This window comes from Pseudomonas sp. W2Aug9 (assembly GCF_023127755.1).
GTDB lineage: Bacteria > Pseudomonadota > Gammaproteobacteria > Pseudomonadales > Pseudomonadaceae > Aquipseudomonas > Aquipseudomonas synxantha_A.
Window position 1 is genome coordinate 1 of the sequence record NZ_SPKL01000039.1, and the last position, 19185, is coordinate 19185.

At 59.3% G+C, this 19185-nt stretch carries 18 protein-coding genes; 9 read left to right on the forward strand and 9 right to left on the reverse strand.

From position 1 onward, the window contains the following. Nucleotides 1-370: 370 nt before the first annotated feature. On the reverse strand, nt 371-2080 hold the full coding sequence (locus E3O56_RS26530) for an amidase (protein ID WP_248091664.1): 1710 nt from the start codon (nt 2078-2080) through the stop codon (nt 371-373). A gap of 110 nt (nt 2081-2190) precedes the next feature. Between E3O56_RS26530 and E3O56_RS26535 the strand changes: the two genes are divergently transcribed. Next, entirely contained in the window at nt 2191-2499 is a 309-nt protein-coding gene (locus tag E3O56_RS26535; RefSeq protein WP_103735010.1) for a DUF2834 domain-containing protein, read from the forward strand. A 491-nt stretch (nt 2500-2990) separates the two neighbouring features. Here the strand turns inward: E3O56_RS26535 and E3O56_RS26540 are convergent, their stop codons facing one another. Continuing rightward, nucleotides 2991-4202, reverse strand: coding sequence for an MFS transporter (locus tag E3O56_RS26540; RefSeq protein ID WP_078821240.1), 1212 nt, complete (start codon nt 4200-4202; stop codon nt 2991-2993). 96 nt (nt 4203-4298) lie between these two features. Between E3O56_RS26540 and E3O56_RS26545 the strand changes: the two genes are divergently transcribed. After that, complete coding sequence (locus tag E3O56_RS26545) at nt 4299-5120, forward strand: helix-turn-helix transcriptional regulator (RefSeq protein ID WP_032880875.1); 822 nt, start codon at nt 4299-4301, stop codon at nt 5118-5120. Here E3O56_RS26545 and E3O56_RS26550 read toward each other — a convergent pair. After that, nucleotides 5113-6300 (reverse strand): MFS transporter, encoded by a 1188-nt coding sequence (locus E3O56_RS26550; RefSeq protein WP_148853942.1) that lies wholly within the window; start codon nt 6298-6300, stop codon nt 5113-5115. The two genes, E3O56_RS26545 and E3O56_RS26550, sit on opposite strands and share 8 nt — an antisense overlap. A gap of 169 nt (nt 6301-6469) precedes the next feature. On the opposite strand from E3O56_RS26550, the gene E3O56_RS26555 reads away from it, so the two are divergent. Both E3O56_RS26555 and E3O56_RS26560 read left to right on the forward strand, forming a co-directional pair. Continuing rightward, nucleotides 6470-7417 (forward strand): AraC family transcriptional regulator, encoded by a 948-nt coding sequence (locus tag E3O56_RS26555; RefSeq protein ID WP_032880877.1) that lies wholly within the window; start codon nt 6470-6472, stop codon nt 7415-7417. A gap of 956 nt (nt 7418-8373) precedes the next feature. Beyond that, nucleotides 8374-8688 (forward strand): hypothetical protein, encoded by a 315-nt coding sequence (locus tag E3O56_RS26560; RefSeq protein ID WP_248129207.1) that lies wholly within the window; start codon nt 8374-8376, stop codon nt 8686-8688. A 174-nt stretch (nt 8689-8862) separates the two neighbouring features. Here E3O56_RS26560 and E3O56_RS26565 read toward each other — a convergent pair whose 3' ends face one another. Together E3O56_RS26565 and proP are read right to left on the reverse strand one after the other, a co-directional pair. Next, nucleotides 8863-9363 (reverse strand): GAF domain-containing protein, encoded by a 501-nt coding sequence (locus E3O56_RS26565; protein ID WP_032880879.1) that lies wholly within the window; start codon nt 9361-9363, stop codon nt 8863-8865. Nucleotides 9364-9415: 52 nt separating this feature from the next. Next, complete coding sequence (gene proP / locus E3O56_RS26570; RefSeq protein ID WP_005787944.1) at nt 9416-10918, reverse strand: glycine betaine/L-proline transporter ProP; 1503 nt, start codon at nt 10916-10918, stop codon at nt 9416-9418. Between the two features lie 382 nt (nt 10919-11300). Between proP and E3O56_RS26575 the strand changes: the two genes are divergently transcribed. Further along, nucleotides 11301-11831 carry a GNAT family N-acetyltransferase gene (locus E3O56_RS26575; RefSeq protein WP_216091284.1) on the forward strand — a complete coding sequence of 177 codons (531 nt, stop codon included), beginning with the start codon at nt 11301-11303 and terminating at the stop codon, nt 11829-11831. A 144-nt stretch (nt 11832-11975) separates the two neighbouring features. Further along, complete coding sequence (locus tag E3O56_RS26580) at nt 11976-13379, forward strand: MFS transporter (RefSeq protein WP_248129208.1); 1404 nt, start codon at nt 11976-11978, stop codon at nt 13377-13379. On the opposite strand, the gene E3O56_RS26585 is transcribed toward E3O56_RS26580, so the two are convergent. Both E3O56_RS26585 and E3O56_RS26590 read right to left on the reverse strand, forming a co-directional pair. Beyond that, on the reverse strand, nt 13366-14226 hold the full coding sequence (locus E3O56_RS26585; RefSeq protein ID WP_248129209.1) for an alpha/beta hydrolase: 861 nt from the start codon (nt 14224-14226) through the stop codon (nt 13366-13368). The two genes, E3O56_RS26580 and E3O56_RS26585, sit on opposite strands and share 14 nt — an antisense overlap. Next, nucleotides 14223-15206: a DMT family transporter gene (locus tag E3O56_RS26590; protein WP_248129210.1), complete on the reverse strand. Its 984-nt coding sequence runs from the start codon at nt 15204-15206 to the stop codon at nt 14223-14225. The genes E3O56_RS26585 and E3O56_RS26590 overlap by 4 nt, the downstream gene beginning before the upstream one ends. Before the next feature lie 92 nt (nt 15207-15298). Between E3O56_RS26590 and E3O56_RS26595 the strand changes: the two genes are divergently transcribed. Next, nucleotides 15299-16207, forward strand: coding sequence for a LysR substrate-binding domain-containing protein (locus E3O56_RS26595; RefSeq protein WP_248129211.1), 909 nt, complete (start codon nt 15299-15301; stop codon nt 16205-16207). A 30-nt stretch (nt 16208-16237) separates the two neighbouring features. Here E3O56_RS26595 and E3O56_RS26600 read toward each other — a convergent pair whose 3' ends face one another. Beyond that, on the reverse strand, nt 16238-17530 hold the full coding sequence (locus E3O56_RS26600; RefSeq protein ID WP_032880887.1) for a sorbosone dehydrogenase family protein: 1293 nt from the start codon (nt 17528-17530) through the stop codon (nt 16238-16240). Continuing rightward, on the reverse strand, nt 17527-17952 hold the full coding sequence (locus E3O56_RS26605; protein WP_005787957.1) for a DUF2231 domain-containing protein: 426 nt from the start codon (nt 17950-17952) through the stop codon (nt 17527-17529). The genes E3O56_RS26600 and E3O56_RS26605 overlap by 4 nt, the downstream gene beginning before the upstream one ends. A gap of 188 nt (nt 17953-18140) precedes the next feature. Between E3O56_RS26605 and E3O56_RS26610 the strand changes: the two genes are divergently transcribed. After that, on the forward strand, nt 18141-18389 hold the full coding sequence (locus tag E3O56_RS26610; protein WP_248129212.1) for an ATP-binding protein: 249 nt from the start codon (nt 18141-18143) through the stop codon (nt 18387-18389). Further along, nucleotides 18386-19183: a DNA polymerase III subunit beta gene (locus E3O56_RS26615; protein ID WP_103735019.1), complete on the forward strand. Its 798-nt coding sequence runs from the start codon at nt 18386-18388 to the stop codon at nt 19181-19183. The genes E3O56_RS26610 and E3O56_RS26615 overlap by 4 nt, the downstream gene beginning before the upstream one ends. Nucleotides 19184-19185 lie beyond the last annotated feature (2 nt).

The following is a 19185-nucleotide window of genomic DNA, read 5'->3' on the forward strand; positions in this document are numbered from 1 at the left end:
GCTCGCCGAAAAGTGTCCACCATGTCCCCGCACACCCGTCAACCATGTGTCCGGTCCGTACAAAAAGCGCAAAAGTAACCCAAACGCTCTTGCCCCACCACTCGGCACCTCGCTTCGGCTCGGTGTGCCCGTAATCCGACATGGATTTGGGGGGCCGCCGCCACGCGCCATCCATGGCGCGTGGCGGCTAAACCGGCATCCCTGCCGGTTTACCCCCCAAATCCCTGTCGAATTCCGGCCAGCGTGGTTTAACGGGGCGCCTCAGATCAAAAGCAGATCAAGAGCAAGATCAAGAGCGGCTCGCTTCGCATCGTGGTTACTGTTGGCGACTGCAAAGTTGTGTAGATACCCTCCCATATTTGAATTGCTTTTATTCGCTGGGCAGCGGTGGTGTGCGTGGCGGTATCACGCGTTTGCTGCCGGTGGCTTCAAACGCTGCGGCAAAGCGCAGCAGCGCCGAATCATCATAAGCACGCCCGGCAAACGTCAGCCCCACCGGCATACCGATATCCGCCATCACGCCCATCGGCACGGTGACGGTGGGCACGCCCAGGTGGCGAATCGCAAGGTTACCGTTGGCCACCCACACGCCGTTGCTCCAGGCGATGTCGGCAGACGCTTCGTTAACGTCGGCATCGGCCGGGCCTACATCGGCTACGGTCGGAAACAGCACGGCGTCGAGGCCGAGGTTGTCCATCCAGTCTTCCAGATCCAGGCGCCGGGTTGTTTCCAGGCCACGCAGGCCATCGGGCACGGTACCGATCTGGTCCCACGGTGTGATGCCGCGTTGGGCCATGCGCACGTATTCATCCATGCCGGCGGCGAGGTCGTCTTCACGGTTGGGCAGGGTGCCGGGGTCGTGGGGGAAGATCTTTGGTCCGTCCACATCCGCCAGGCGGTTGAGCGCCGGATCGTTGTTGGCGCGCAGGAAGTCATCGAAGGCCCAGGCAGACAGCTCCCACAGTTCGTCGTGGAGGAACTCCTTGGACACCAGGCCACGGGTAAACACCGTTGGCGCGCCGGGGCGGTCGCCTTCGCAGTTGGATACCAGCGGGAAATCCACCTCGATCACTTCGGCGCCGGCGGCCTCCAGCGCCTGGCGGGCGGCTTGCCACAACTCGATCACCGTGGCGCGGGTATTGATCCTTTGCCCGGTGGGCCCGCCGATACCGGGTTTTTCGCTGGTGCCGGCGTCGGGGTCGGCATTGATGTACATGCGCGGCACGCCAAAGCGCTTGCCGGCCAGGCTTTCGCTGCTGGTGGCCAGTGCGGCGTATGAGGTCGGGCGCACCGAGGTGACGCTGGGGATCGGCACCCAGGGTTGCAGGCGCCACAGGTCGCCGCGCTTGTCGGGGTCTTCGGCCACCACGACGTCGAGCACTTCCAACAGGTCGGCCATGGTGCGCGCATATGGCACCACGACGTCCATCGTCGGGGTCAATGGCCAATTGCCGCGTACCGAAATCACCCCACGGGAAGGCGTGTAGGCACACAAACCATTGTTGGAGGCCGGGCCGCGGCCACTCGACCAGGTTTCTTCAGCCAGGCCAAACGCTGCAAAGCTGGCGGCGGTGGCAGTGCCCGCGCCGTTGGAAGAACCGGACGCAAATGGCGCGGTCAGGTAGTCGGCGTTGTAAGGGCTTTCGGCGCGGCCATACACGCCACGCTGCATACCGCCATTGGCCATCGGCGGCATGTTGGTCTTGCCCAGGCAGATCGCGCCACCGGCACGCAGACGCTCAATGGTGAAGGCATCGCGCTGGGCCACCAGTTTGGCAAACGCCGGGCTGCCGGATGCGGCCGTCAGACCTTTGACCAGGTAACTGTCCTTGGCCGTGTAGGGAATACCCTCCAGCGGTCCCAGGGTCTGGCCCTTGGCGCGGCGCGCATCCGACGCCTCGGCTTCTTTCAGGGCGTCAGGGTTGCGCACCACCACGGCGTTCAGCGCCGTAGCTGTCTGCGGGCCATCGTAGGCATCGATCCGTGCCAGGTATGCCTGGACCAGTTCAACGGCCGTGGTCTGCCCGGCTTCAAGCGCAGCGCGCAATTGGGCAATGGAGACTTCAGTAACTTGCATCACGTTTTTTCGCCGCCTTCACGTGGGGGGATGGCGGCAGTCTACGTACAGATATTTCACAAAACCAGCTAAGGTGGCCGCGATGACTACCATTGCGCTTCAAGGAAGAGACCATGCACAGACCCTATATTGCTCTGGTTGCCCTGCTGGGATTTACCCTCTACACGGCGGCGACGATGCTCACGGCCGAGCAATCACTGCTGGCATTTGGACGCGAGCTGATGTCGCGGCCTGATACCGCACAGGTGGTGATTGACCTGTATTTGATGGCGGTGCTGGCGTGTGTGTGGATGTACCGGGACGCGCGCGGACGAGGGCGCTCCGTGGCGTCGTTGATCCCGTATTTCCTGTTGACGGCGGTGTTCGTGTCGGTAGGGCCGCTGCTGTATATCGTCGTTAATGGGTTCTCGCGACGCACCTGACGGTAGATGCCAACGACAGTAACCACGATGCGAAGCGAGCCGCTCTTGATCTTGATCTGCTTTTGATCTTAGGCGCCCCGTCAAACCACGCTGGCCGTAATTCGACAGGGATTTGGGGGGTAAACCGGCAGGGATGCCGGTTTAGCCGCCCCGCGCCATGGATGGCGCGTGGCGGCGGCCCCCCAAATACCTGTCGGATTACGGGCACACCGAGCCTAAGCGAGGTGCCGAGTGGTGGGGCAAGAGCGTTTTGCTTAATTTTGCGCTTTTCAAAAGTGAGCCGCTGTAAGAGCGGGACCAATAGTGGCCGTTACCCAAATAACGGATATGTACTCGGTCTGACCCAGCATCCTGATCGGCCCTGAGGCCGCCATCGGGAGCAAGCCCCCTCCCACAGTTTCGGCGTCGCACCAAAGTTGTGAAGATACCTATGCTTACCGGGCGCAAGTCCCTCCCACAGTTTGATCAGGTAAATACTCACCTGCCTTCGTTCAAACGCCTTTGGTCGAAGGCAGCAGTACCGTCAAGATGCCCACCAACGGCAAGAACGAGCACAGTTTGTAGACGTATTCGATCCCGTGGTTATCGGCAAGCAACCCCAGCAACGCCGCGCCAATCCCGCTGAAACCGAACATCAGGCCGAAGAATATCCCAGCGATCATGCCCACGTTGCCCGGCACCAGTTCCTGGGCAAACACCACAATGGCCGAGAACGCCGAGGCGATGATGAAACCGATGACCACGCTGAGTACGGCGGTCCAGAACAGGTCGACGTAGGGCAGGGCGAGGGTGAACGGCGCGGCGCCGAGGATCGAGAACCAGATGACTTTCTTGCGGCCGATCTTGTCGCCGATCGGGCCCCCGGCGAAGGTGCCGACCGCCACCGCGCCAAGGAACAGGAACAGGTACATCTGCGAGCTGGCCACCGACAGCTGGAATTTTTCAATCAGGTAGAAGGTGAAGTAGCTGGTCAGGCTGGTCATGTACCAATACTTGGAGAACACCAGCACGGCCAGAACCACCAGGGCGAAAGTCACGCGGCCTTTGGACAAGCCATGGGTCGCCTGGCTGCCCTGCTTGAGCTTGAACAGGTTGAGGTGGTGACGGTACCAGCGGCTCAAGCCATACAGCACCAGGATCGCGAACACCGCAAACAGGCCGAACCAGGCGATATGGGTCTGGCCGTAGGGAATGATGATCGCTGCCGCCAGCAAAGGGCCGAACGCGCTGCCGGTGTTGCCGCCGACCTGGAAGGTCGACTGCGCCAGGCCATAGCGCCCACCGGACGCCAGGCGTGCGACCCGCGAGGTTTCCGGGTGGAAGGTCGACGAGCCGACACCCACCAGCCCCGCCGCGAGCAGAATCGCCGGGAAGTTGCCGACAAACGCCAGCATCAAAATACCGATCAAGGTGCACACCATGCCCGCCGGCAACAGCCAAGGCTTGGGGTGGCGGTCGGTGTGATAGCCGATCCACGGTTGCAGCAGGGAGGCGGTCAACTGGAAGGTCAGGGTGATCAGGCCGACCTGGGTGAAGCTCAGGCCGTAGTTGGCCTTGAGCATCGGGTAGATCGACGGCAGCACGGCCTGGATCAGGTCATTGATCATATGCGCCAGGGCGCAGGCGCCGAGGACGCGCATGACCAGAGGGCTTACCTGGGGTGTCGTGGTGGCAGCGGCGGGTGTCGCGGTGAGGCTCGACATGCGGGCATTCCATACAAGGCAGCGAACAGGGGCAGACAGTACTTTAGCTGGCAGCCATTTCTAATTGTTTCGAAAGCTATGCTAAATTCGAAGAAAATGCCTGTCTCGCGAAATTCGGGCATAAACCATCGCAAAAAGGGCGAAACAATCAAATCCCTAGACAAATTTCTCCAAGAGATCGATGAAGGCGATTGGGCCGTCATCAGCTCGGCCACCGATTATCCGGAAAACTGGGTGATCCCGGAACACAGCCACAACAAGCATCAACTGCTCTATGCCATTGGCGGGGTGATGGTGGTGTATTCGGCGCTGAATCAATGGACGGTGCCACCCAACCGTGGCTTCTGGATGCCGTGCGGGCAAGTCCATTCGCTACGATGCGTGGGCACGTTGAAGATGCGCAGCGTGTTCGTGCGCCCGGACAGCTTCCCGAACCTGCCAGCCGAGCCGAAGACGGTGACGGTTTCGCCGCTGTTGAGTGAACTGATCAAGGCCTCGGTCAGCCTGAAGCCGCCGTATGCCGAGGACTCACGCGATACCAGGATCATGCACCTGATCCTCGACGAACTGGCGATCCTGCCGGACTTGCCGCTGTCCCTGCCGCAGCCTGCCGACCCGCGCCTCAGCCAGATTTGCCTGGCGTTGCAGGACGAACCGGGGGATGCCTCCACCGTCGCCGATTGGAGCGCGCGCCTTGGGCTGGATCAAACCACCATTCAGCGCCTGTTTCGCAAGGAAACCGGCATGACCTTCGGCCAATGGCGCCAGCAGGCGCGGCTGCTGCTGGCGCTGGAGCGCATAGCGGTAGGGCAGAAGATTATCGACGTGGCATTTGAACTGGGTTACGAAAGCCCCAGCGCCTTTACCAGCATGTTCAAGAAACAGTTTGGCAAGACGCCGAGTCATTTTTTCAGGTAGCACCGCTGATAACACGAGCTTGCACAGCACGGCGTGACGTCAGGCAGGCGAGCAGGGTGGCGACTACCAGCAAGCCGGCACTGAGTTCAAAGGTGGCCTGGTAGCCGCTCAGGTCGAACGCCACGCCGCCGACGGTGGCGCCGGCAGCAATCGCCAATTGGATGATAGCCACCATCAATCCGCCGCCGGCTTCGGCGTCATCGGGCAGGGTTTGCGCCAGCCACGTCCACCAGCCCACAGGTGCGGCGGTTGCCACCAGGCCCCAACTGCCGAGCAATAGCGTGGTTATGATCGTTGAATGGCCCCATTCCACCAGCGCAAGTGCGAGGCCTGCCATGATCAGCGGGATGGCAATCAGTGTCGGGTACAGGTTGTGCTTGAGGAAACGTTCAATCAAAAACGTACCGGCCAGGCCTGCCAGGCCAAGCACCAACAGCATCAACGACAGCGTAGAAACCTCAACCCGCGTGACGCTTTCCAGAAACGGGCGCAGGTAGGTGAACAACATGAACTGGCCCATGAAGAACACGCTGACGGCGAACATGCCCAAGGCCACCTTGGGGTTTTTCATCAGGCGCAAGGCATTGGCGGTTTTCGCCTCACCCTGGTTTTTCAGCGCAGGCAGGCTGGCGAGCAGCCATACCAGTGCAACCACCGCGACCGGCACCACGCAGAAGAACGCACCGCGCCAGCCGATGATCCCGCCCAGAAAGCTGCCCAGCGGCGCAGCGATCACCGTTGCCAGCGCGTTGCCGCCGTTGACGATGGCAAGGGCCCGCGGTATCTGCGCTTGCGGCACCAGGCGCATCGCCGTGGCCGCCGACAATGACCAGAAACCACCAATCGCCACGCCAATCAAGGCTCGACCGAGCATGAACACCAGGTAATTGGGCGCGAACGCTACCACGGTGCCGGAGATAATCATCAGCAGCGTCAACGCCATCAACAGGCGCTTGCGGTCCACCCGTGTAGCGATCGAGGCGATCACCAGGCTGGTGAGCAGGGCAAACACCCCGGATACGGAAATGCCCTGGCCAGCCTGGCCTTCGGTGATGTGCAGGTCGGCGGCCAACGGTGTCAGCAGGCTGACGGGCATGAATTCGGAGGCGACCAGGGCGAACGCGGCGAGCGACATCGCCAGCACTGCGCCCCAACTGCTTTTGGTAGGTGTATCAGACATGGCGTAAACCCGTTAATGCGTCAATGGCCTGCGCATTTTCCGGATCAAACCCCAGGTTCCATAGTTCGATTCGCCAGATTACTTGCCTGATCCTCTGAGTCTCGCGGTATACCTGGGACTCGCGAGGCGTGCGGGAGTAAAGTTGCGCAAAGAGGCAAACGAGTCCGCTATGAGCATCCACCCTGCGTCCCTGCAAACCCTCGCGCACTCCATCGAGTCGCGCACCCCGTCGCCCGGCGATTACCCCATGCCGATTCCCGGGCTGGGGTTTTATCGGCGTGAGCAACCCGCTGCGCCAGTGGTGTGCATGGTTGAGCCGTGCATCGTGCTGGTGGCCCAGGGCGAGAAGCAGCTATGGGTCGGCGGCGAGGGCTACCCCTACGACACTTCCCGGTTCCTGGTGACATCGCTGGACATTCCGGCCAATTCCGAGGTGCTGGTCGCCAGCCCCGAGCAACCTTGCCTGGGGCTGACGTTCAAACTGGACTTGCGCATGTTGGCCGAGCTGATCGCCCAGGGTGGTTTGCCGCCGGCTCGTGAGCGTGCAGTCATGAAAGGCGTGGGGATCGGCACGGTCACCGACGGCATGCTGACCGCATTCGCGCGCCTGGTGGCGTTGCTGGATGAACCCGAAGCAATCCCGGTACTCGCGCCGTTAATCCAGCGCGAGATTCATTACCGGTTATTGAAAAGCGACCAGGCCGGCCGCCTGCGCCAGATCTGTTCGGTGGACGGGCAGGGTTATCGGATTGCCAAGGCCATCGACTGGCTGAAGTTGAATTTCGATGCCGCCCTGCGTGTGGAAGAACTGGCTGCGCGGGTGCAAATGAGCGCGGCGACCTTCCACCATCACTTCCGGCAACTGACTGCGATGAGCCCGCTGCAGTACCAGAAATGGCTGCGTTTGAATGAAGCGCGACGATTGATGTTGAACGAGCACCAGGATGTCTCCAGTGCCGCGTTCAAAGTTGGGTATGAGAGCCCGTCTCAATTCAGCCGTGAGTACAGCCGGCTGTTTGGGGGGCCGCCCAAGCGTGATATTGCCACGTTGCGAGGCAGAAGCATGGCTCAAGTCAGCGCGGAAAATACAGAACATCAGTCATGCAAACAGGCGTAGGGGCTGGACAGGTTGGGGAAGTCGAACCTGCCGAGTTTTTTACAGGGCATATATAGCTATTTCTGCTAACGGTTATTAGTAACGCCTCTAAGTAGCTGTTAATGTTGACAGTAGACAGGCAGATGAAAAAACGTACATTTCTCATATCGATGCTGAGCTTAATGCCTGATCGATTTTTTTGGACTTTATTTAAATCATGATCAGGAGTGATAGAGATGAGTGATGTATTTTTGAGTCTTAAGCTGGAAACGCCCGGTATTTTTACACTGGAACTGACGAAGGTGATGGCGTTATCACAACGTTAACGACTTTTGACTAATTGGACCCGTCGAAAGTGCAATATAATGCCTTTGTGCCCTATGGCAGTACGTTAGAGACGATACCGGTTGTTATAGAGTCCGGTGACGATAATGTAGTGGGTGACCATATACCCTACGATGTAAAGGTTTCCGCTAAAAAATCGGGCAGTCAGCCTATTTGGATATTACATAATCTGGCTCCGTACGGGAGACTAGTAAAGGTGGCGCCAGGGATGAGTTATGAATTGGAATTTTCTTCTGAATTCTATAGCGATTATACATTTGTCAATAATGTAAAAGGGTATTAGGTGTAGATATTTGTGAGCCAAGGCGGGCATTATTGGTTCGGCTGGCTAAGTAGTGCCGGTCGATTGCGGTGAGGGCTGATCTACCGACACATGCTGGCCGAAAAGAGCATCAAAGGGTCATTGTTTGGACAATGCCGCCATGGAAAGCTTTTTCGGCACGCTCAAGAGCGAGTTTTTCTAGCTGGAATCATTTGAGAGTTATGAGCTTCAGTCGTTATTGTCGCGAATTCGTCTAAAGAACTGCCGAGATTGACAGTCGACAAACACATTAACACCAATTATTTTAATTGAGGTTAAATCATTGTTTGTTCTTGTTATTCATTAACGTCTAAGTGTGGGAGTGCTGATCATGAAACCTGTGAGTCTGGAATTTACGTTGATCGAACCTGACGATATTATTTTGAACTATCAGTCCGAGGGGCAAGATATTTATATGCTTAAAGCGCTGCACAAGGAGACCCGTTGGGGCACTACCCTAAGGTTGGCAGGCGTGCTGAGTGTGCAACCTTCTAATGCTAATTTAAAGACGGCTGTTGTTCTCGTTTCAATAAAAAATATTGGTGAAACTGCTGTTTTATTGGACTATATCCCTTACGTGCCGGGGGACAGTGTTGAGGTGCACTTTGGATTGGTCGATGATTGTGCAGTTGAGGGTGTTGGTTAATGCGTTTGAACGACAGTTGTCGCCGCTTTTTTATTAGGGTTCAAACAGAGGGCAAGCATCCTACCCTTGCACGAATAATGCCCGGCAACTGAATTCGGGGATCCAGTTGCAATAACCGAAATCGCTGCGTTTGAACGAGGCGCGACATGGTCGCCCTGCGGGGCAGGGCGGGGGTTACTGATCCGGGGCCAGGTTAGCGTAGAAAATGCAGCCGATCAGCCGCGCAAACAGGCTCAGGGTTTCGGGCAGGTTGGGGTCATCGAACAGCATTGCCCGTGAGTCCAGCGCGCACAGCGCGCCGAACAGGCGCCCATCGGGTAAAAAGATCGGTGCACCGGCATAGCTTTCGATGGCGTATTGCTTGACCACCGGGCGCGAGGCAAAGCGGCCGTTATGGCTGATCTGCGGGATGAACAGGGCTTGAGGGTCGATGCAGAACTCACTGCACAGGGTGGTTTCCAGGTCGAGTACGTCGTCGACATTGATGCCCATTTGCAGAGGGTCGTAGGCCGAACACACCACCCATTCCAGGTCGGTGAATTTGGCAATGCCGGCAAATCTCATCCCGGTCAGGCGCGTGACCAGCTTGAGGATGTTGGTAGTCGCTTCGATTTCTGCAATAGCGGCGCGTTCGTCTGCGCTGAGTAACGATTGTGCGGTGACGCTTGAAACCATGCTGGGCACTCCAGTGGCGTGGTCGCTTGGCGCGACCACGCACAGTCAGGTCTTAGTTAATCCGTGGATGCTGCTGCACCAGGTTTTCACGCTTGGCTTGCAGCGCGGCAATCTCGGCGTCGATGTCTTCGATCTTCTGCTCGATGTTGTCGTGATGCTCCTGCAGCAGTTCTTTGGCTTCTTCCATGTCGGAAGCCGCCGGGGCCGCGCCGCGCAGTGGCTTGTTGGCGGTTTCTTTCATGGTCAGGCCGGTGACCAGGCCAACCACGGCAAACACCATCAGGTAGTAGGCGGGCATGTACAGGTCGTTGGTGCTTTCCACCAGCCAGGCGACGACGGTTGGCGTGACGCCGGCGATCAGCACCGAGACGTTGAATGCACTGGCCAGGGCGCTGTAGCGCAAGTGCGTTGGAAACATTGCTGGCAAGGTCGAGGCCATCACGCCGATAAAGAAGTTCAGCACGATCGCCAGGATCAGCAGGCCGCTGAAGATCAAGCCGGTCTTGCCGCTGGTGATCAGCATGAACGCCGGGATCGACAGAAACAGCAGGCCGATGCTGCCGGCGATGATGAACGGCTTGCGGCCGATCTTGTCGCTGACAAAGCCAATGAATGGCTGCACGAACAACATGCCGACCATGATCGCGATGATGATCAACACGCCGCTGTTTTCGGCGTAGTGCAAGTTATGCGACAGGTAGCTGGGCATGTACGTGAGCAACATGTAGTAGGTCACGTTGGTGGCCGCGACAATACCGATGCAGGTCAACAGGCTGCGCCAGTGTTTGGTGGCGATTTCCTTGAACGAGACTTTAGGGCCATGGCTCAGGCCTTCGCGGTCGCCCTGTTCAAGCTTGTCGACGTGCTGCTGGAACGCTGGGGTCTCTTCCAGTGCGTGGCGCAGGTACAGGCCGATGATGCCCAGGGGCAGGGCAAGGAAGAACGGCAGGCGCCAGCCCCAGGATTCGAATTCCGCTTCGCCGAGCACGGTGGAGATCAGTACCACCACACCCGCGCCGAGGACGAAACCGGCAATCGAGCCAAAGTCCAGCCAACTGCCGAGGAAGCCGCGCTTGCGGTCCGGGGCGTATTCGGCCACGAAGATTGACGCACCGGTGTATTCGCCGCCTACCGAGAAGCCCTGGGCCATTTTGCACAGCAGCAGCAGGATTGGCGCCCAAATGCCAATGGAGGCATAGCCGGGGATCAAGCCGATGGCGAAGGTGCTCAGGGACATGATCACGATGGTGGCAGCGAGGACTTTTTGCCGCCCGTACTTATCTCCCAAGGCACCGAAGAACAGACCGCCCAATGGGCGAATCAGGAAGGGCACCGAGAAGGTACCCAATGCGGCGATCATTTGTACGCTGGGGGACGCATCGGGGAAGAACACCTTGCCCAGCACATAGGCGACAAAGCCATACACGCCGAAGTCGAACCATTCCATGGCATTGCCAAGGGCGGCGGCGGTGATCGCCTTGCGCATCTTGTTGTCGTCGACAATGGTGATGTCTTTCAAGCCGATGGGTTTGACGCGTTTTTTCCGTAGTTTCATGCGGGCCACTCTAAAGCTGAACGGGGAGGTGCCATCGCTACGATGGCACCGCTCTGTCAGTTCAGATACAAGTGGACACGAAAAAATTCACCGCATCGGGTGTTTTTTCTCGCATTAGCGAAAATATCGTGTGAGTGCCCTCGCGGCGGCGTGCAAATCCACGCCTCAACCAAATTTAAATGTGGGAGGGGGCTTGCCCCCGATAGCAGTGCTGCCAGACGCTTATTTATTAACTGACTCACCGCCATCGGGGGCAGGCCCTCTCCCACATTGGGTCGTCGCTGCTTTAAGCATTTCATTCGCTTAACTGACTGCGGCGACGATAGCGATATTGGCTAAACTCCGCTCGCAGGCTCATGCCGCAAATGGAGACGTCATTTGTATGCCAAACCGCTATTCACGCCTCATCTACCGCCAACCACGAATGGCCGATGTCCAGCGGTTGTTTGCGATCTTCGGTGATCCGCAGACCAATCTGTTCAACCCGGCCGGGCCCATGCCCGATCTTGCGACGGCTCAACGCTTGTTGGCTCACTGGATGGCGCAATGGGCCACTCACGGCTACGGCTGGTGGGCGATTGCCCGTAAAGAAGCGCCCGAACACATCATCGGGTTTGGCGGCATTGCACCGCTTAACTATCTGACCCAACGACGCATCAACCTCGGTTATCGCTTTGCCGTCGAAGCCTGGGGGCAGGGCTACGCCACCGAGGTGGGCCGTGACGCGTTGGAGCTGGCTTTTGTAACCTTGGGTTTGCCCGAGGTTTTCGGTCTGGTACGACCCGATCATGCTGCGTCGATCCGCGTACTGGAGAAGATTGGCATGCAGCCCTTCGGCCTGCTGGACGACGTACCTGGCCAAGCTCCCAGCTTGGTGTTGCGGGTTTGTCATCCTACAACTGCTGGCACCTGACGTTTTTCGTACTTATGTAATTCCTCGATAAACGGTGCTTGTTCAGATTGACACTGCGCAGGCGTCCCGATATAAAAGTCACAGTTGTACGACGACATATGACGTTACATGTGTCCTACCTAACAAAAATAAAAAAGTGATGCCATGAATCTGAACGAGCCCATCAGTGCCTATCGTGTCGGCCAGGCGGTCGGCAGCTATCGCTGGACGATCTGCGCGATGCTGTTTTTCGCGACCACGGTCAACTACCTCGACCGTCAGGTGCTGAGCCTGTTGGCGCCGCAACTCTCGACACAATTTGGCTGGAGCAACACCGATTACGCCAACATCGCCGCGGTGTTCCAGTTCGTCTACGCGATTTCCATGCTGTTTGCCGGGCGGTTTGTCGACAAGATCGGTACCAAGGCCGCGTATGTGGTGGCGATCGGCATTTGGTCCACTGGGGCGATCATGCATGCGTTTTCGGTGCCGATGGGCGAGGGCATTGCGGCGGTCAGCAGCGCTGTCGGCCTGGTGGTGATTCCGGTGTCGATTGCCGGGTTCATGCTGTCGCGTGCCGTGTTGGCGATCGGCGAAGCGGGTAATTTCCCTATCGCGATCAAGGCCACCGCTGAATATTTTCCCAAGAAGGAACGCTCACTGGCCACCGGCATCTTCAACTCCGGTGCCAACGTCGGCGCGATCCTGGCGCCGATCTGCGTGCCGTTGATCGCAGGCTGGTGGGGTTGGGAAGCGGCATTTATAGTCATTGGCATGTTGGGCTTTGTGTGGGTGGCAGTCTGGGCCGCCGTGTACGAAAAACCGGAACAGCAAAAACGACTGTCCGCTGAAGAACTGGCCTATATCCGCAGCGATGAGACCGTACAGCCTTTCACTCCTGAGCCTACGGGCGCCAACGCAAAGAAAGTCTCCTGGTTCAAACTGCTGACTTACCGCCAGACGTGGGCGTTCGCCTTTGGCAAGTTCATGACTGACGGTGTGTGGTGGTTTTTCCTGTTCTGGTTGCCCACCTACCTGTCGGCGCAGTACGGCATGAAAGGCCCCGATATCGTCATGCCGCTGGCGGTGCTGTACAGCATGACCATGGTCGGCAGCATCGGTGGCGGCTGGTTCCCGAGCTACTTCATGGCGCGCGGCGATGCACCCTATGACGGGCGTATGAAAGCCATGCTGGTGATTGCGCTGTTCCCGCTGGTGGTGTTGCTGGCACAGCCCCTGGGTTACCTGAGCTTCTGGGTACCGGTGCTGCTGATTGGCGTGGGCGCCTCGGCGCACCAGGCGTGGTCGTGCAATATCTTCACCACCGTGTCCGATATGTTCCCGCAGAAAACCGTGGCCTCGGTGGTCGGCATTGGTGGCATGGCAGGGGGCCTGGGCGGTGTGGTCATGACCAAGATCGGCGGTTGGGTGTTCGACTACTACAAGTCCATCAACGACATCCACACCGGCTACATGATCATGTTTGCCATCTGCGCCTTGGCTTACCTGGTGGCCTGGAGCGTGATGAAGGCATTGGTGCCCCGTCACAAGGAAATTACTGATCTTTAGGGGCCGCTTCAGGCAACCGTAGAAACGCCATCAGCGCGGCAACGATGGCTTCTGGTGCATCTTCTTGCACCAGATGCCCGGCGTGGGGGATACGCAGGTAGCGTGCCCCGGCCAATCTGCCAGCGAGTGCATCGCCTTGCGCCAGCGGGATCCACCGGTCTTTTTCACCCCACAGCAGCAGCACCGGGCAGCGGACGCTGGCGAGTTGATCTTCTATCGCATCGGTATAACGCTGATCCATTTGCACGATCTGTCGGTAAAAGGCGGCCTGGCCAATCTCGCCCGTCCATGGCGTGACATAAGCTTGCAATACCTCGGCAGGCAGCGACTTGAAAGCGGCGCCCTGAAGATAGGCACGCACGATCGCTTCATGGATGTATGCCGGCGCATCGCTGAAGCCCCGTTCATGTTGACGCACATGCTGAATCAGCGGCGAACCCCAGGGCGCCAGGGCAACGGGATCGATCAAGGTGAGGCTGGCGTAGTCGCAGCCATCCAGCAGATGCGTGCGCAGTGCCGTGGCACCGCCGAAATCATGGGCGAGTAGATGAGGACGTTCCAGGCCCCAATGTTCAAGCAGTGCGGCCAGCAAGGTGTTTTGCACGCCGAGGGAGACGTCCTGCCCCGGTGCCTTTTGCGACTGGCCGTAGCCGAGCAGGTCGTAATAGAACACTCGACAGTGCTGGGCGAACAATGGCGCGATGCGTCGCCACACATGGGCAGAGAAGGGCGAGCCATGCACCATCACCAAGGCCGGGCCCTGAGTGCCGAGTTGGCCCCAGCGCACCGCCTGCCCGTGAAAGTCGAAAGTTTCGCGCAGTGCCAAGGCATCACTCGCGTGGGTCATGATTGAATCTCCCCTAAAGCATCGTGGGTTGTGACGGTCTTTACGTCCGCCAAGATGATACGAACTGCCATTACTACGCCGATCAATACCGCGGCCAGGCCCGCTGTTTCCATGGGCGTTGGCCAGCGCTGGTGAAACCACAAGCCCAGCAGGCTGGCGAAGAGTGATTCCAGGGCAATCAACTGGCCGCTCAATACCATGGGCAGGCGCCGCGTCGCGGCGTTCCAGGCCCAGGCGCCGACGACGGTGGACATCATGGCGATCACCAGGCTCCAGGCATACAGCGGCCATGCCTGGCTCCAGCCAGCGCCAAGGGTGGGCAACCGCAACACGCCCAACACGTATAGCCACGGGAGGATGATCAGCGCAGCGGCACCGGCCCCCACTAGCATCAGGGCGGTCCACACACCTGTCACCTTGGCCGGCAGGTGCGCCAGTTGCTGTTGGTTGAGCACGCTGAACGCCATCCATAAGGCGACGGCGCCCAAAGAAAAAAACAGACCGGCCAACCAGGAGCCGCTGCCCGAAGAGGGCTGGTGCAGACTGCTGATATTGACCAGTAACAGCCCCACCGAGAGACAGAGCAACGGCATAACCAGTTGACGCCACTGCAGGGTTTTATCGCTGGCGTTGCCTATCAGCGCCAGCAGCACCGGGACCATCCCGACAAACGCTGGCGTCAGCACCGGGCCACCGACGATCACGCCGCCTGCAATGCAAACGCCGTAGCCCAGGCAACCCAGTGCGCCCAGCAGTGCCGCGAGCAGGCACTGGCCATGGCTGAGCATCCGCAGTTGCGCTCGACACACAATCATCCAGACGATGCCCAGCCCGCCGGCTATCAGAAAGCGCACAGCCATCAGATCGTAGAGGCTGTAGGCCCCGGTGACGTAGGGCGCAATGAAGTTCAGTGCCCAGCCAAGGGTGGCGACCACCGCGCATATCACGCCGGTAAAGACTGAAGCTTGGGAAGTGCTCATCAGGCTGATCCATGAAGTAATGGATCCATGGTGCCCAGCCGCACGGCTGTGCTACAAACGAGTTCTCGGCCCTTGATGCATTACCTCAGATTATGAATCTACTTGGCAAAACCTTACCGCCCCTCGCCAGCCTGTTGCCGTTTGAAGCCGCTGCGCGCCTGGAAAGTTTTTCCAAGGCGGCCGATGAGCTGCACATCACCCAGGCGGCTGTCAGCCGGCAGATTCGCGGGCTGGAAGATAACCTGGGGGTGAAACTCTTTAGTCGGCGCAACCGTGCGGTGTTCCTGACGCAAGAGGGGCGTGAATTGGGGCGGGTGGTCAGTGCCGCGTTGCAAAGCATCAGTGATGGCGCGGCTCAGCTGCGCACGGCGCCGCAACGCAATCGGGTGGTGCTGTTGTGCCAGTTGTGCGAGGCGTTTTATTGGTTGATGCCGCGCCTGTCGACCTTCCACCAGCAATACCCGCAGGTCGAGATCCAGGTGGTGACCTGTACGCGGCCCATCACGCAATTCGAGGGCCACTTCGATGTCGCCCTGCAAAGTACCCGGCGCGCCAGTGGTGCCCATACGCTGATGTTTACCGCTTCTGATGAAGTGTTTCCGGTGTGCAGTCCCGCCTACCTGTGCCCGCAGCAGCCGTTACCGCTCTCTGAGTTACAGCCGTGCACCTTTTTGCACCATAGCTCTGAACCTCCGCACTTGATGGAGTGGGATGAGTGGCTGCAGGTGTTCGGGCGGGCGTTGGCCAAAGATGCGCGCAGTGCCACCTTTGACAGCTACCCGCTGATGTTGCAGGCGGCGGTGGAAGGGCACGGTGTTGCGATGGGCTGGCGTCGCACCGCCAGCAGGCTGATTGACAGTGGGGCACTGGTGCGCCCCTGTGCTGAAAGCGTGTTTCTGCCGGAGGCTATTTCGGTGTACAGGCAGCATGGGGCAAGCAGTCGGGGGGAGGTGGCTGCGTTGCTGGCCTGGCTTGAAGCGCAATTGCACAAGGACGACTGACAGGGGCGTCGCCGCCCCTGTCACACCCGGTTATTTATTACGGGTGACGCGCCAAAGGGTATTGGCCAGGTCGTCGGCAATGATCAACGCACCTTTGGGGTCCACCGTCACGCCCACCGGGCGCCCACGGGTCTTGCCGTCGTCACCACGAAAGCCGGTGGCGAAGTCGATAGGCTCGCCCGCCGGCTTGCCATTGCTGAACGGCACAAAGATCACCTTGTAGCCCACCGGCGCGTCGCGGTTCCAACTGCCGTGCTCGCCGACGAACACACCCTCGGCGAATTTTTCACCCATGGCCGGGATGGAAAAGTCCACCCCCAGCGCGGCCACATGGGAACCCAGGCTGTAATCGGGCTTGATCGCCGAGGCTACTTTGGCTGGGTTCTGCGGTTGTGCGCGTGGGTCGACGTTCTGGCCCCAGTAGCTGTAGGGCCAACCGTAGAAGGCACCTTCGCGCACTGACGTCAGGTAGTCCGGCACCAGGTCGGGGCCGAGTTCATCGCGTTCGTTGACCACCGTCCACAGTTGCCCGGAGCCCGGTTGGATGGTCAGTGCCGTGGGGTTGCGTAGCCCGGTAGCGTAGGGTTTGTGCGCGCCAGTGGCCGCGTCGATCTGCCAGACCATGGCGCGGTCAATCTCCACTTCCATGCCGCGCTCGGTGATGTTGCTGTTGGAGCCGATGCCCACATACAGCTGGCGCCCGTCATCACTGACCGCCAAGGACTTGGTCCAGTGGTGATTGATCTGCGCCGGCAGGTCGGTGACTTTGACCGGCGGCGCACTGGCCTTGGTCTGGCCGTCGGCGTAATCGAAACGCACCAGCGCGTCCTGGTTGGCCACATAGAGTTTGCCGTCGGCGTATGCCAGGCCATAGGGGGCGTTGAGGTTGTCGGCGAACACAGTCTTGAGTTCATAGGTGCCGTCGCCGTCGGCATCGCGCAGCAGGGTAATGCGGTTGCCGCCTTTGACCTTGGTGTTGCCCTGAGCCTTGATCACGCTGGCAATCACGTCCTTGGGCTTGAGCTTGGCCGCACTGCCGCCACGGCCTTCGGCTACGAGGATGTCGCCGTTGGGCAACACCAGAGTTTGGCGGGGGATTGCCAGGTCGGTGGCGATGGCGGTCACGCTGTAGCCTTCGGGCACCTTGGGCTTTTGTTCGCCCCAAGGCGTGGGCTCGGCGATCTTCATGCTCGGCAGCAGGCTGCTTTGTTGTTCGGGCAGCTTGGGATCGGGGCCGCGGGCCTGGGTCTTGTCACCTTCGCCGCCACAGGCACTCAGCAACAGGGCAGCGCTGAGCACGGTCAATGTGTTGAGTGGTTTCATCGGGCAGCTCCTGAGCGCAGGTTGGTCAAGCCGATCCAGGTGGCGATGATCGCCAGGGCGGTGACAATCGCCGACAGCACCAGGCCGGTGGGCATCATGGCGTACGCGTCCTTGGCGTGTTGGAAGGCATTGATCAGCCCGAGTACCCAAGTAGCCAGCAACAGCAGGAAATACGCCACGGGGCGCCCGCCCTTGTGTTCGGCACGCACCAGGTTGACCAGCGCAAACAACAGGGCAAAACCACAGAACACCAGCGCCCCGGCGATCAGCCAGGAGGCGAAGTTGGCCCATTGGATCTGGTAACTCTGGCCGTAGGCGATATCACTGAGCAAGGCGCCGAGAAACAACGGCACGGTGCCGGCCAGTAAGGTCCCATGTAGCGGGCCAGGTCTGACGACGGGGTAGGTGGGTAGGGTAGTCATGTCGGTGGCGGCTCCTTATCGTTCTGCACCCTGGACTCAGGGCGCGCTGACTTCGCATAGGAAAGGAGCCTGTCATTTGTCAGAAAGTTCATTGAGAGGTGAAGATGTTTCCTGGCAGATGTACCTGGATGTGTTTACGACGCCAGCGCCATGACTCATCCTGCTTGGCCCCAACAAGGAATCGTTTTATGCCAACTCTGCATCTGTTGTGCGGCAAGATCGCCTTCGGCGAGTCCACGCTCGCCAAAACCCTGGCTGCCGAGCACGCGGCCATTGTGCTCAGCGAAGACCACTGCTGCCGCGCCCGCCTGCATGAGCGTAACGTCCGGGGTGAGCATGACTTTGCCGCGACCGACGCCGAGTTCGACCTGATCACTCGCCACTTCTGCGTGCCGAGTGAAGAAGAAGGGCTGGTGATCAAGGTGCATCGGCCATGAGCACCCAACAACCTGCGGGTATCGATGCCGACGGCTTTATCCTCACCGTCGCCGATGCGCCTATACAACCCGAATTCAAGCCCGTGCTGGTGGATATCTGCGCCACCCTGTCCCAGCCCGCGTTGGGGCTGCACGGGATTTACCTGTATGGCAGCGTCGCACGGGGCCAGGCCGAGGTCGGGATTTGCGACTTGGATCTCACGCTGATACTGATCGAACCACCGGATGCGCCCGTGCTTGAGCAATTGGAGGCGGCTCGAATCGCCTTGGAGCAACGGCATCGGCAAGTCACCAAGATCGATTTCGACATCGGTCATTGCGCTCAAGTGTTGGCGCCCGAAAACCGAAACAGTTGGGGCTTCTGGCTCAAACATCATTGCCGCTGTATCTGGGGCGAAGACTTGTCACTGCACTTCGAAGCGTCTCGCCCGTCCCGGGCTATCGCGTTGGCGATCAATGGTGATTTCGAGCAGGCGCTCACGGACTACCTGGTGCGCATCGAACAGGCCAGCACTGAACACATACGCCATCGCTTGCAGCGGGAAGCTTCGCGGGCCTTGATCCGCGCCACCCATACCCTGCGCCCGAAAGAAGCACGGATGTGGCCGCATACGCTGGAAGAATACGTCGCGCTATTCGTTGAGCATTACCCCTCGATGCGCGTACACATTGCCTATTTCCTGTTTGAAGCACGCAACCCAAGCGCCGAGTGCGAGACGTTCAGCACGCGATTGCGCGCATTTTTAAGTTGGATGGTTTCAGCGGCTGGAGAAAGGAATCAATCGAATGCGTGAGC

What these genes read in the sequence shown, in the direction of transcription:
- E3O56_RS26555 (WP_032880877.1), top strand. Translation starts at nt 6,470, where the DNA reads ATGAGCATCCACCCTGCGTCCCTGCAAACCCTCGCGCACTCCATCGAG.
- E3O56_RS26615 (WP_103735019.1), top strand. Translation starts at nt 18,386, where the DNA reads ATGAGCACCCAACAACCTGCGGGTATCGATGCCGACGGCTTTATCCTC.
- E3O56_RS26535 (WP_103735010.1), top strand. Translation starts at nt 2,191, where the DNA reads ATGCACAGACCCTATATTGCTCTGGTTGCCCTGCTGGGATTTACCCTC.
- E3O56_RS26550 (WP_148853942.1), bottom strand. Translation starts at nt 6,300, where the DNA reads ATGTCTGATACACCTACCAAAAGCAGTTGGGGCGCAGTGCTGGCGATG.
- E3O56_RS26605 (WP_005787957.1), bottom strand. Translation starts at nt 17,952, where the DNA reads ATGACTACCCTACCCACCTACCCCGTCGTCAGACCTGGCCCGCTACAT.
- E3O56_RS26540 (WP_078821240.1), bottom strand. Translation starts at nt 4,202, where the DNA reads ATGTCGAGCCTCACCGCGACACCCGCCGCTGCCACCACGACACCCCAG.
- E3O56_RS26580 (WP_248129208.1), top strand. Translation starts at nt 11,976, where the DNA reads ATGAATCTGAACGAGCCCATCAGTGCCTATCGTGTCGGCCAGGCGGTC.
- E3O56_RS26595 (WP_248129211.1), top strand. Translation starts at nt 15,299, where the DNA reads ATGAATCTACTTGGCAAAACCTTACCGCCCCTCGCCAGCCTGTTGCCG.
- E3O56_RS26545 (WP_032880875.1), top strand. Translation starts at nt 4,299, where the DNA reads ATGCCTGTCTCGCGAAATTCGGGCATAAACCATCGCAAAAAGGGCGAA.
- E3O56_RS26585 (WP_248129209.1), bottom strand. Translation starts at nt 14,226, where the DNA reads ATGACCCACGCGAGTGATGCCTTGGCACTGCGCGAAACTTTCGACTTT.
- E3O56_RS26565 (WP_032880879.1), bottom strand. Translation starts at nt 9,363, where the DNA reads ATGGTTTCAAGCGTCACCGCACAATCGTTACTCAGCGCAGACGAACGC.
- E3O56_RS26590 (WP_248129210.1), bottom strand. Translation starts at nt 15,206, where the DNA reads ATGAGCACTTCCCAAGCTTCAGTCTTTACCGGCGTGATATGCGCGGTG.
- E3O56_RS26575 (WP_216091284.1), top strand. Translation starts at nt 11,301, where the DNA reads ATGCCAAACCGCTATTCACGCCTCATCTACCGCCAACCACGAATGGCC.
- E3O56_RS26600 (WP_032880887.1), bottom strand. Translation starts at nt 17,530, where the DNA reads ATGAAACCACTCAACACATTGACCGTGCTCAGCGCTGCCCTGTTGCTG.
- proP (WP_005787944.1), bottom strand. Translation starts at nt 10,918, where the DNA reads ATGAAACTACGGAAAAAACGCGTCAAACCCATCGGCTTGAAAGACATC.
- E3O56_RS26610 (WP_248129212.1), top strand. Translation starts at nt 18,141, where the DNA reads ATGCCAACTCTGCATCTGTTGTGCGGCAAGATCGCCTTCGGCGAGTCC.
- E3O56_RS26560 (WP_248129207.1), top strand. Translation starts at nt 8,374, where the DNA reads ATGAAACCTGTGAGTCTGGAATTTACGTTGATCGAACCTGACGATATT.